Source organism: Sphingomonas sp. PP-F2F-A104-K0414, assembly GCF_004340945.1.
Taxonomy (GTDB): Bacteria; Pseudomonadota; Alphaproteobacteria; order Sphingomonadales; family Sphingomonadaceae; genus Sphingomonas.
The window spans coordinates 341,706-353,530 of sequence record NZ_SLYD01000001.1 but is presented as its reverse complement, the minus strand read 5'-3'; the positions used below and the strand labels follow the sequence as shown (position 1 = coordinate 353,530).

Genomic DNA, 11,825 nt, shown 5'->3' with positions numbered 1-11,825 from the left:
CCAGCCCCGATCGTCAGGCATTGGCAGACCGAGCCGCCGCCTCGATCGCCACGTCTGGCGGTCGGCGATCGCGTTTCGACGCGGAGTGCCTTGCGACGATCACCGCGACCAAGCCAAGCCCGGAGGCGGCGGCTCCCGCCAGCGCCACGGCGGGATAGCCGATGCCCGCCGCGATCACGCCGCCGCCCACCGCTGCGCCGATCGCGTTGCCTAGGTTGAACGCGCCGATGTTCATCGCCGACGCGAGGTTGGGCGCGTCCGCGGCAGCGTGCATCACCCGGACCTGGAGCGGCGGGACCAGCGCGAAGCTTGCGATGCCCCACAGGAATATCAGGATCGCGGTAGGTCCCTTGAACGGCATCAGCATCGCGAACCCGACGAGGATCGCGGCCAGCGCAGCGAGCGTCATGATCAGCGTCCGGTCGACCGAGCGATCGGCGAAGCGTCCGCCGAGCCAGTTGCCGATCGTCAGCCCGACACCGTACGTCACCAGCATCGCGGTGACATAGCCGAGCGAGGCGTGAGTCACCTCGCGCAGGATCGGGGTGATGTAGGTGAAGACCGTGAACATCGCACTCGCACCGATGACGGTGAGGCCCAGCGCGCCGAGCACCGGTCCCCGCGTCAGCACGCGGAGTTCCGCGATCGGATCGCTACCCACGGGCGCGGGCAGCGCCGGCAGCGTCAGGCGGAGCGCCACCATCGTCGCGATGCCGAGCGCGGAGATTCCCCAGAATGCCGAACGCCATCCGAGATGATCGCCGGCCCAGGTTGCAAGCGGCACGCCGACCACGTTGGCGATCGTCAGCCCCATGAACATCGCCGCGACCGCGCCCGCGCGGCGCTCGGCCGGGACGAGACTGGCCGCGACGATCGCGCCGACGCCGAAGAATGCGCCGTGATTGAACGACGTCAGGACTCGTGCCGCCATCAGCATGCCGTATCCGGTCGATACCGCCGCAAGCAGGTTGCCGATCGTGAAGATCCCGGCGAGCGCGATCAGCAACGTCCGCCGCGGCACGCGTCCGGTGGTCAGCGTCATCAGCGGCGCGCCGATCACCACGCCCAAGGCATAGGCACTGATCAACAGCCCGGCGGTCGGGATCGACACGCCAAGATCGGTGGCGATGACGGGGAGCAGGCCCATCGGCGCGAATTCGGTCACGCCGATGCCGAAGGCGCCGACGGACAGGGCCAACAGGCCGGGATTGAGTTTCATGATGGCGCTCCTCAAACCAGCGCGGGGTTCAGACGGGCGAAGCCCTCCTGCTGCCGATACGGCGTGTGGGGATAGGGGGGCAGGACGTCGCTGGCGGCATCGAGCGTGGCGACCTGATCCGCCGACAACGCCCAGCCGACCGCCCCGAGATTGTCACGCAACTGTTCTTCGGTGCGCGCGCCGATGATGACCGACGCCACGGTCGGACGCCGCAACAGCCAGTTGATCGCGACCTGCGGCACGGTCTTGGCGGTGTCCGCTGCAACCGCCTCGAGCGCATCGATCACGCGGTACAGATGGTCGGTCTCGACCGGCGGCGCGAATTGCTCGGTATCGTGGAGGCGGCTGCCTGCGGGGATCGGCCGATCCCGCCCGATCCTGCCCGTCAGTCGGCCCCAGCCGAGCGGACTCCACACCAGCGCGCCGAGACCCTGGTCGGCCCCGAGCGGCATCAGATCCGCTTCATAGGCGCGCCCGATCAGCGAGTAATAGACCTGATGCGCGACGAGACGCGGCCAGCCGTGACGGTCGGCAATCGCCTGCGCCTTCATCACCTGCCAGCCCGAATAGTTGGAGACTCCCGCGTAGCGCACCTTGCCGGCGGCGATCAGCGTGTCGAGCGTCCCCATCAGTTCCTCGGCCGGGGTGGACGCATCATAGGCGTGAACCTGGAGGATATCGACATGATCCGTGCCGAGACGTCGCAGCGACGCCTCGACCGCACGGATCAGGCGCGCGCGGGACGTGCCCCAGTCGCCGGGCCCGTCGCCCATCGGCAGTCCGGTCTTGGTCGACACGAGCACCTGATCGCGCCGACCCTTGATCGCGGCACCGAGTACCGTTTCCGACGCGCCGTTCGAATAGACATCGGCGGTGTCGAACAGCGTGACGCCGGCGTCGAGGCAGATGTCGACCATGCGGCGTGCTTCGGTCTCGTCGCTGTGTCCCCAGGCGCCGAACAACGGCCCGGATCCGCCGAAAGTAGCCGTTCCGAAGCTGAGGGCCGGGACGCGTAGTCCCGAGGATCCCAATTGCCGATAGTCCATATCCATATCCCCGCTATTAACCTGATGCATAGATGGGTGGATCGAGGCCAAGCTATTAGCAGCCGCGTGCGCGAAGGATTTGTGAGATGAACGCAAAGATAGGTCTGGGGGCTGATCGGGCACGCGCGCTCGAACTGTTCGCGACGGTGATGCGCGAAGGCAGTTTCTCCGGTGCGGGCCGGGTGCTGGGGCTGACGCCATCGGCGGTCGCCCGGTCGCTCGATCGGATCGAGGCGCGGCTCGGGGTACGGCTGCTGCTCCGCTCCACCCGCGCGTTGACGGCAACCGCGGAAGGGCAGGCCTATCTTCAGATGGCCCGGCGAATCCTAGCCGATCTCGACGATGCCGAGCAACAGATCGCCGATCAGGGCGCGCCGCGTGGACGGCTGCGGATCAGCGCTGCGCTGTCGCACGGGCGGTTGTGCATCGTGCCGCTACTCGGCGAATTCGCGCGCCTCTACCCGCATATCCTGGTGGACTTTGCGTTGACCGATACGATCGCCGACGTGGCCGCGGGGCAGGCGGACGTGGCGATCCGGTTCGGGCCGCTCGGTGACAGCCTGTTGACCGCGCGTAAGCTCGGCGAGAGCAGGCGGGTGATCGTCGCCGCACCCGACTATTTGGCGCGATGCGGCATGCCGATGCGTCCCGAAGATCTCCACCAGCATAATTGCCTCAACTTCAACTTTCGTCGGGTCGAGCCAGTCTGGCCGTTCCGCGTCGAAGGACGCGACGTCACCCTGTCGGTGAAGGGCAATATCGAAGCGAACAACGGCGAAACGCTCGGCCAGCTTGCCGCGGCGGGCGTCGGCATCGCGCGGGTCGGTGCGTTCAGCGTCGTCGACGATATCGCCGCTGGTCGGCTGATCGCCGTGTTGGACGATTTCAATCCCGGCGATGTCGAGCTGATCCATGCGGTATTCGTCGGCGGTGGGAACATGCCCGCGCGCGTTCGCGTGTTCGTCGATTTCCTGGCCGCCCGCCTCGCCGGCTGAGCTTTTATAGGCCCCAATCCCGAACCGGTAATCCTGCGGCGACGAGGCGGTTCATTCGCCCCGTCACGCCGCTCAGGACCGCATCAAGCGGCCTTGGCAGCCATGCGCGCGGCGATCTTCTCTTCCTCGGTCCAGACCTTGCGCTCACGCGGTGCCTTGGCGGGCTTGACCTGCTTGACTGGACCGCCGCCAAGGACGGGCGCGCGCTTGGTCGAGTGGCGCGCCACTTCGCAATGCCATTCATGGTCGTCCTGCACGGTCAGCGTGCGACCGATCTCGCGTTCGACATCGTGCAACCACGCGCGCTGCTCGGCATCGCACAGCGTGATCGCAAAGCCGCTGCGGCCGGCGCGACCGGTGCGGCCGATCCGGTGGACATAGCTCTCGGGCAGGCTCGGCAGATCGTGGTTGAAGACGTGGGTGACGGTATCGACGTCGATGCCGCGCGCGGCGATATCGGTCGCGACCAGCACCTGCACGGTACCCGCCCGGAACGCGTCGAGTGCACGCTCGCGCTGGCCCTGCGACTTGTTGCCATGCAGCGCCTCCGCGGTGATCCCCGCCTCGCCGATGAACGCGCACACGTCGTTGGCGATGTTCTTCTGCAGTGTGAACACCACTGCCTGGCCCATGTCGGGCGTCTTGAGCAACGCGAGCAACGCCGCCTTCTTGTCGGCGGCGTCGAGGAACATCACCGACTGGTCGATCCGGTCGACGGTGGTCGATGGCGGTGCGATCTCGACCTTGGCGGGATCGCGCAACAGGCTCTCGGCCAGCGCGGCGATCGACTTCGGCATCGTCGCCGAGAACAGCAAGGTGTGCCGGTCCGTCGGCAGCGTCGCGACGAGCCGCTCGATCGGCTTGGCAAAGCCCATGTCGAGCATCTGGTCCGCTTCATCCAGCACCAGTGCTTCGAGCTGCGACAGGTCGCAAACGCCTTGATCAACCAGGTCGAGCAGGCGTCCCGGCGCGGCGACGATGATGTCGACGCCAGTTTCCAGCGCCTTGACCTGGTGGAACTGGCTGACGCCGCCAAAGATCGTCATCACGCTCGGCTTCAGATGCCGACCGAAGCTTTCGAAGCCGGCGGCGATCTGCGACACCAACTCGCGCGTCGGCGCTAGGACGAGGATACGCGCGCCGCCCTTGGGCGCCGGCCGCGGATCGGCGGCGAGGCGGTGGAGCAGCGGCAGCGCGAACGCGGCGGTCTTGCCGGTCCCGGTCTGCGCCATGCCGAGCATGTCGCGGCCCTGCAGCAGCATCGGGATCGATTGTGCCTGGATCGGGGTAGGGCTCACATAGCCTTCCTCCGCTAGCGCCTGCAGCAAAAACGGCGCGAGGGAGAGATCGGCAAAGGTCATGGTCATGGTAACGCGGCGCCTCCGGCGCTGGGCAAGCTGCGCCAAAGGGCTTAGCGTTGGGTTGAGCGCGGGCAGCTAGAAGTGATGCTGCACTGCGTCAATGTAGAAAGCCGGGCGGCGGCATTTAATGCCCGGCTCCCCTACCAATTTGTGACGTCGCGAGAGGACCGCGCGCCCTGTCTCCGCGTTACTTCGTCAGATCGGTCAGCAGCGAGCGGTAATAGGTGATCGCCAACGGGATATTGTCGATCGGCGTGCGCTCGTTCAGGCCGTGGCTGAAGTCGTCCGACTGCTTGATGAAGGTCGGGCTCACGCCATAGCTCGGCACGCCGACCGAGCGATACCACATCGAATCGCTCGCGCCCGCCGACATGCTCGGAAAGATCGGCACGCCGGGACGGATCGCGCCCATCGCCTTCTTCACCGCACCGGTCAGGTCGGCGCGCAGCGGCGAGGCGTCGGTCGGGTTCGATCCCTCGGTGACGTCGCTGAACTTGACGCCGGGGTCGGCGGCGACCCTGGCGAGTTCGGCCATCACGGTCGCGGGCTTCACGCCAGGGAAGATCCGGCAATTGATGTTCGCGGTCGCGCGCTGCGGCAGCGCGTTGAGCGCATGACCGCCGTTGATCATCGATGTGACGCAGGTCGTGCCGATCTGGCCGACATACCCCGGATTGGCGGCAAGCGTCTCGATCGCCTTCTGGTCCTTCGGATTGGCGGCGAACGCGCGCATCGCCGCGCCGATCTCGGGCGTCTGGCGCGGTGCGACACCCTCGAAATAGCCCTTGGTGATCGGCGACAGCTGCGGCGTGAAGCGATAGTCGCCGATCCTGACCAGTGCTGCGGCAAGCTGGTTGATCGCGTTCACCTTCCGCGGCGCGGAAGAATGGCCGCCCGCGCTGGTGGTTTCGAGCTGGAAGTCGGCATAGGTCTTCTCGGCCGCGCCGATCGTGAAATACTCGGCCTTGCCGTCTTCGCCGTACAGCCCGCCGCCGCCATCGATGTTGAGCGCCATCTCGGCGTTCTTGAGCTGGTCGGCGAGCAGCGACGACGTCTTCATGACGGTTTCCTCGTCGCCCGACAGCGCGAGGACGATGCCGCGCTTGGGCGTGTACCCCGCCTTCTTCATGTCGAGCAGCGTCGCGATCGCGAGCGCCGCGTCGAGCTTCATGTCGGTCGCGCCGCGGCCGTAGAGATAGCCGTTCTCGACCACCGGGGCGAACGGATCACGCTGCCAGTCGGCGGGCTTGGCCTCGACCACGTCGATATGCCCGGAGATCACGATCGGCTTCAACGCCGCATCGCTGCCCTTCCAGGTGGCGATCAGATAGGCGGTATAGTCGACCGGCGTGACCGTCACGTCGCTCGCGGCAAAGCCACCCGCGACCAGCACCGACTTCAGATAGGCGGCAAGCTGCGGCGTCTGGTTGCCGGGGCCACGGACGCTACGAAACGCGATCATCTTCTTGGCGATCTCGAGCCCGTTGGTCGCGGCGGTCTGCGCCTGCGCGGCAGCGGGCAGGGCGGTCATCGCGGCGGTGCAGGCCAGGAGAAGCTTGAGCTTTGACGTCATCATCATCTTTCTTCGGAGAAAACGATCCTCCCCCTGGCGGGGGAGGATCGCAACGAGCCAGTCTTAGAACTTTGCCCCAGCGCGCAGCCCGATGGTCCGCGGCGTGCTGGTGACGATATAGGTCCGCTGGGAACACGTCCCGCACTGCTGATACCGCGACAGTTGCGCGCGTTCGTCCCACAGGTTCTGGACGAACACCTCGAAGGTGAAGTTCGAAACCTCCGCGCCGACCGAGGCATTGCCCGTGGTGTAGGCCTGAAGCCGTCCCAGCGTCGCCGCCTGCGCCAGTCGGATATCCGCCGACGCCGAACTCTGATGCGCGACCAGCCCCTGGATATACGCCTTCGCCGTGCCGATCGGCATGCTGTAGCGCGCCGTCCCGCTCGCCTTGAACCGCGGCGTGATCGGCAGGCGTGTGCCCGATGGTGCGAGCACATCGGTACCGTCGCCGCTACAGATCTGCGTCGCGCACAGATCGCTGCGCGTCTTGGCATCGGTGTACGCCGCCGCCGCGGTCAGCGACAGGCCGCCCGTCGAGAAGTTCGCATCCGCCTCCGCCCCCCTGATCCGCGCATTCGGCCCGTTCTGGATGATCGTGAAGCTGTTCAGCCCGAGGAACGAGAACTGGAACTTGTCCCACGCCTGCTGATAGATCGACGCATTGAACCGCAGCCGTTCGAACAAGGTGGTCTTCAAGCCGAGCTCGTAATTGGTCAGGAAATCCGCATCATACGGCGCGACATCGCCGCGGCGGTTGATCCCGCCCGGTCGGAAACCGCGCGAGAAGGTGGCATAGGCCATGACCGTGTCGGTGGGCTTGAACGTCAGGTTGAAGCGGTAGGTCGCGCCTTGCCCCTGCGTCTTCTTCGGGATCAGGCCGGTGGTCGTGTAGGTCGCCAGATTGGTACACGGCGAGCCCGACACGGCTGCGGGCAACAACGTCGAGGTGTCGCCACCGCTCAGATAGGCTTCCCGCAAGGTCTGGCCGTTCGCCAGATAACAGCCCGCGACGCCGGTCTGGCTGCTGCCCGCGGCATTGAACGGCGTGGCGGTGTAGGGCCGGCCATCGTCCGGATCGACCGCGGGATTGCGTCCGAACCCGTAGAAGCCGATCAGCGAATTGTCGTAGATGTACGCGCGGCCACCCGCCGTCGCGGTCAGGTTCGGCAGGATATCGAAGCTCGCCTCGCCGAACATCGCGTAATCCTTGTCGACGCGCTTCTGCTTGGTCAGCCACAAGGTACCCGGCGAGCCGTTGACCGACACCGCGGTGCCGAGATTGGCGATCTGGTAGTCCTGGAAGATCGCGTTGGTCTGGCGCTGATAGAAGGCGCCGGCGACGATCCGGAACCGGTCCTCGACGGGCGACGCGACGCGCAGTTCCTGACTGGTCTTCTTGAAGTGATCGGTGCCGATAATCTTCTGCCGCGGATCGATCGTCCGGCCGGCATTGTCCTGGTAATAGAAATAGCCGGCAAGCCCCCCGACCGAGGAATAAGCCGAGTCATACGCCTCGGCATAATCGGTATAGTCGCTCGACGTGTACGTCTTCCGGTCGAGATACGCGCCGGCATAGGTGACGTCCCAATTGCCGACCTTACCCTCGATCGTCAGCGCGCCCTGGATGAAGCGGTCGCGGCGGAACTCGGGGAAGAAATGCTGGACCTGCAAATCGCCGACCTTGGGGTCATAGCCATAGGTGCCGTGGTTGCGCTGTTCCTGGTACAGCACTGTCGGCGTCACGGTCCAGTTGCTGTCGAGATCGACCTTGAGCGCGGCGCGGCCGCCATAGGTCTCGGTGTCGTTATAGTTCTTCCTCACGAACGCGGCATTGTCGACGACCACGCCGCCGTTCGCCGAGGTGCATGAGGTCGCGGTCGGCTCGGGCAGATAGCTGCGACACCCGGCGACGTTGTCGATGAAGCCGGCATCGCGCTGATAGAAGCCGACCACGCGCAGTGCCGCGCTTTCGGACAGCGGCATGTTGAGCATGCCCTCGATCTTGCTGCCGATCCCGCCCGACTTGACGCTGTTCACCTCGCCGTCGACACGGCCGTAAAAGTCGCTGGTGTCGGGCTTGTTGGTGATGATCCGGATCGTACCCGCTTCGGACGACGCGCCGTAGAGCGTGCCCTGCGGCCCGGCGAGGCTCTCGATCCGCGCGATGTCGTAGATGTGGACGTCGAGCGTGCCGCCGATCGTCGTCACCGGCTGCTCGTCGAGATACGTTCCGACCGAGGGCAGCGGCCCCGAATGGTTGCCATCGCCGCCCGATGCGACGCCGCGCATATAGACGACCGTCGAGCCCGGCTGCGTCGTCTGGAACGACACCGACGGCAACAGCTGCGTGTATTGGTTGAAGTTCGAGATGTTCAGATCGTCGAGCCGCTTGGTGCCGATCGCCTGAATGCTGATCGGGACCGCCTGGATATTCTGGTCGCGCTTCTGTGCGGTGACGACAATATCGCCTTCATACTCGCCGGCCTGCGGTGCCGTCGCGTCCGGGGTCGGCGCAGCGATGGTCGGCGGGGCGGTGGTCTGCGGGGCGGTGGTCGGCGCGGCAGTGGTCGCAGTTTGCGCGAAGGTTGGCGTGACGATGGCCGATGACGCCAAGAGCGACGCGATCACTACGCGACGATCGATTATGTGCATGCTCGTTGCCCCCACGACGATTTGTGTCGGCAACCTGTGTTGCGGCGCAACAAACGTCAAACAAAGCTTTCGTGGAGAGAAACATTTTATGACGCACCCGTGACGTTTTCGCCACGGGTCAGGTCGTCGCGGCGAGTCCCAGGGCGGATCGCAACGGCCCGAGCCACTGGTCATAGGGACGCCACGCATCGACCCCGTCGCGATTGATCGGCCGGCGCACCTGTTCGGAGCTGGCGGTGCGGACCGCGCGCTCGGTCTCGTGGAAGGCGAGGCAGGCAGGCTCGAAATCCAGTCCGCAGGCGGCGAGCAACGCGCGGACTTCGGCCTCGGTATCGTCGAGCAAAGCCTCGTGATCGACGCGGTGGACACGGCCAGGCAGCACCGCGTCGACATGCGTCATCAGCCGGACATAGTCGGTGTAATAGCGGCCGAGATCGTCGAGCGAATAGCTAAAGGTCTGCCCCCGCGCGTAATGCTGCTTGAAGTTCGAGAAGCAGCAGTCGAGTGGATCGCGGCGCGCATCGATGATACGCGCATTGGGCAGCGCGAGATGTATCAGCGCGACATGCGCCCAGTTGTTGGGCAGCTTGTCGATGAAGAATGGGCGATCGGTGCGCCGCTGGATCGCGGCACGACGCAAATAGTCTTCGCCGATGTCGCGCAACGCGTCGGCGGACAGCGCCTCCAGACCCTGCGGATAGTGGGCGATGCGACGTGCCAACGCCGGCATGTCGGGCAGCTCGGTCGTCCCCTCGACCAGGCTGTGGCTGGCCAGGATCTGTTCGATCAGCGTCGAGCCCGCGCGCGGCATGCCGAGCACGAAGATCGGGTCTGGCGTGGTCGACCCATGATCGTGCCGAGCCGCAAGAAATTCGGGCGTCAACAGCGCGATGCTGCGATCGACGAACGCGCTCGTTTCGTCCGCATCATAGACGATCCGCGTCCGGCGAAGCGCGTTGCCCGCCGCGTAATGCGCGAACGACTGCACCGGATCGCGGCGGTCCTCGAACGCCTTGCCGAGCGCGAAATCGAGGTGGAAGCGGTCCTCGTCGTCCAGATCGTCGCGCGCGAGGGCGGCCTCCATCGCCGCGATATCATCGTCGTCGAACTTTACCGTCTTGAGGTTGGCGAGGCTCCACCACGCATCACCCAGCGTCGGCAGCAGCGACAGCGCGCGGCGATACGCGGCGATGCCGTCGTCGCGACGCCCGACCGTCTTGAGCATATGCCCATAGCTCAGCCACACGCGCGGCTGGCCGGGCGCGTCGCGCAGGACCTTCTCGTACAGCGCGATCGCATCCTCGAACCCGCCGAGCCGGCCAAGTGCGGCGGCCTTCAAATTCGCATGCCCCGGATTGTCCGGCTCGTCCGCGATCACCGCATCGAGCAAGGTCAGCGCCTCGGGTGCGCGGTTCTGGCGGTACAGCACGAGCGCGAGGTTTGCGCGCGCCGCGGTAAAGCCCGGCGCCAGCTCGACAGCGCGGCGCAGCAACGCCTCGGCATCGCCGTAGCGGCCGATCCGCCCTGCCAGTTCGGCCAGCATCCGGATCGCGCGCGCGTCGAACGGATCGCGCTTGAGATACGCCTTCAGCAACGGTTCGGCGACGTGAAGCTGGTTGTCGTGCAATGCCAGCGCCGCCTGCATCAGATCGTCAGGCCAGCGGGGGGGAGGGGTAGAAGCCATCGGTCCGGACAGTCGCGACGCGCGCCGTGGACGTCAAGCGCGCCGTCACGCGGCCCAGCGGTGCCGGATCTTTGCGCAGGTCACCCCCAGTCGCAAAGCTTTCCCATCGCATCGCGCGGCAGCACATTTCCGAACCGGATAAGCTTTGGCCGTTCGGGTCCCGTCAGTTGATCGGCCGCTGCCCGGTCGATCAGCCCGCGGAGTTCGTCGGCGTCGCAATCATCATCGTCCGGCACGATGAACGCCTTCAGCCGTCCGTCGACGTGCAGCCGCACCGCCGCGTCGGCGACCCCGTCGATCGCCCGCAGCCTGTCGGCGATGCGTCCGGGCCAGACATTGTGGCCGCCGACCTGCACCGCGCCGTCGCGCCGGCCGATCGGACGCAGGCTGCGGTCACCGATCCGCTCGATATGATCGGGCAGGTCATGATGCACACCACGCGCGTCACGCAGCTGCCATGCGCCGGTGCCGTCACCTTTTGCGGTGCCGGAGGGGATCAGCTGCCATCGTGGCAGCAACGCATACGCAGTGGCCGGCAGATCGCGCAGCGCGATACCGCTGGTTTCCGAGGAGCCGTAGATCTCGACCAGTCGCGTCAGCCCGACCGCGAGCAGGTCGGCCGCCAGCCGGTCGTTGAGCGGCCCTGCCGAGCTTACGCCGACGACGTCCGCGGGAAAACAGCGGGTCAGGCGCACGATCGCGCGCCACTGGTCCGGTACGGCGACGACGAGGTCTCCCGCGGTCAGATCGAGCGGCGTGCCGATCGTCCGAACGACGACCGGGACATCCAGCGCAGCCGGCAGCAGCGCGGTCCAGATGATTCCGTAGAGATGATGCGCGGGGACCAGCGCCACCACGCGGCGGCGTCCGGCAAGCTGCGTCGCGAGGAACGCGGCCTCGTCGAGCAGGTCGACGGTCGCATGGGCGCAAGGCTTGGGACTGCCGGTCGACCCCGATGTCCGGACGATCATCCGACTATCGGTCGCATCCTGTCCGAGCATGATCCAATCGATCCACTCGCCGACGATGCGCGGCGGTTCCCGGCCCAGCAGCGCGTCGTCGAGGCAGAACGTCTCCGCCAACGCGCCCAGCGCGCCCAATTGCTCCATCGAGTCCAGCCCCAGTCCGTCGTCGCCGATCGGCAGGGCTTCGGGCCAGTCGTCCGGCTGAACCGACGCGGCGCCGGTTGCGCGCCAGCGGCGCAGTTCTGCGGCAACGACGGCGCACGCGATCCGGTGGACGGCCGCGCGGGCGAGGGCGGCGCGGGAGAGGGCGGCGCGGGGTAGGGCGGTCAC

Annotated in this window: 8 protein-coding genes; 1 reads left to right on the top strand and 7 read right to left on the bottom strand. The window is 66.5% G+C overall.

Annotation, left to right across the window (positions count from 1 at the left end):
* Window positions 1-13 precede the first annotated feature (13 nt).
* Entirely contained in the window at window positions 14-1,219 is a 1,206-nt protein-coding gene (locus C8J46_RS01455; RefSeq protein ID WP_132734380.1) for an MFS transporter, read from the bottom strand.
* Window positions 1,220-1,230: 11 nt separating this feature from the next.
* On the bottom strand, window positions 1,231-2,265 hold the full coding sequence (locus tag C8J46_RS01450) for an aldo/keto reductase (RefSeq protein ID WP_132734378.1): 1,035 nt from the start codon (window positions 2,263-2,265) through the stop codon (window positions 1,231-1,233).
* 86 nt (window positions 2,266-2,351) lie between these two features.
* Between C8J46_RS01450 and C8J46_RS01445 the strand changes: the two genes are divergently transcribed.
* Window positions 2,352-3,260, top strand: a complete 909-nt coding sequence (locus C8J46_RS01445) for a LysR family transcriptional regulator (protein WP_132734376.1) — start codon at window positions 2,352-2,354, stop codon at window positions 3,258-3,260.
* Between the two features lie 83 nt (window positions 3,261-3,343).
* Here the strand turns inward: C8J46_RS01445 and C8J46_RS01440 are convergent, their stop codons facing one another.
* From C8J46_RS01440 to C8J46_RS01420, 5 genes are all read right to left on the bottom strand, one after another.
* A complete protein-coding gene (locus C8J46_RS01440) occupies window positions 3,344-4,627 on the bottom strand; it encodes a DEAD/DEAH box helicase (RefSeq protein WP_132734374.1) in 1,284 nt (427 codons plus the stop codon).
* A gap of 181 nt (window positions 4,628-4,808) precedes the next feature.
* Entirely contained in the window at window positions 4,809-6,194 is a 1,386-nt protein-coding gene (locus tag C8J46_RS01435) for a M20/M25/M40 family metallo-hydrolase (RefSeq protein WP_132734372.1), read from the bottom strand.
* A 63-nt stretch (window positions 6,195-6,257) separates the two neighbouring features.
* The gene (locus tag C8J46_RS01430) at window positions 6,258-8,846 is read right to left on the bottom strand and encodes a TonB-dependent receptor (RefSeq protein WP_132734370.1); all 2,589 of its coding nucleotides are present in this window, start codon (window positions 8,844-8,846) and stop codon (window positions 6,258-6,260) included.
* A 118-nt stretch (window positions 8,847-8,964) separates the two neighbouring features.
* Complete coding sequence (locus C8J46_RS01425; protein WP_243643162.1) at window positions 8,965-10,530, bottom strand: sulfotransferase; 1,566 nt, start codon at window positions 10,528-10,530, stop codon at window positions 8,965-8,967.
* Between the two features lie 80 nt (window positions 10,531-10,610).
* Window positions 10,611-11,825, bottom strand: a complete 1,215-nt coding sequence (locus C8J46_RS01420; protein ID WP_132734368.1) for an AMP-binding protein — start codon at window positions 11,823-11,825, stop codon at window positions 10,611-10,613.

What these genes read in the sequence shown, in the direction of transcription:
- C8J46_RS01455 (WP_132734380.1), bottom strand. Translation starts at nt 1,219, where the DNA reads ATGAAACTCAATCCCGGCCTGTTGGCCCTGTCCGTCGGCGCCTTCGGC.
- C8J46_RS01450 (WP_132734378.1), bottom strand. Translation starts at nt 2,265, where the DNA reads ATGGACTATCGGCAATTGGGATCCTCGGGACTACGCGTCCCGGCCCTC.
- C8J46_RS01445 (WP_132734376.1), top strand. Translation starts at nt 2,352, where the DNA reads ATGAACGCAAAGATAGGTCTGGGGGCTGATCGGGCACGCGCGCTCGAA.
- C8J46_RS01440 (WP_132734374.1), bottom strand. Translation starts at nt 4,627, where the DNA reads ATGACCATGACCTTTGCCGATCTCTCCCTCGCGCCGTTTTTGCTGCAG.
- C8J46_RS01435 (WP_132734372.1), bottom strand. Translation starts at nt 6,194, where the DNA reads ATGACGTCAAAGCTCAAGCTTCTCCTGGCCTGCACCGCCGCGATGACC.
- C8J46_RS01430 (WP_132734370.1), bottom strand. Translation starts at nt 8,846, where the DNA reads ATGCACATAATCGATCGTCGCGTAGTGATCGCGTCGCTCTTGGCGTCA.
- C8J46_RS01425 (WP_243643162.1), bottom strand. Translation starts at nt 10,530, where the DNA reads ATGGCTTCTACCCCTCCCCCCCGCTGGCCTGACGATCTGATGCAGGCG.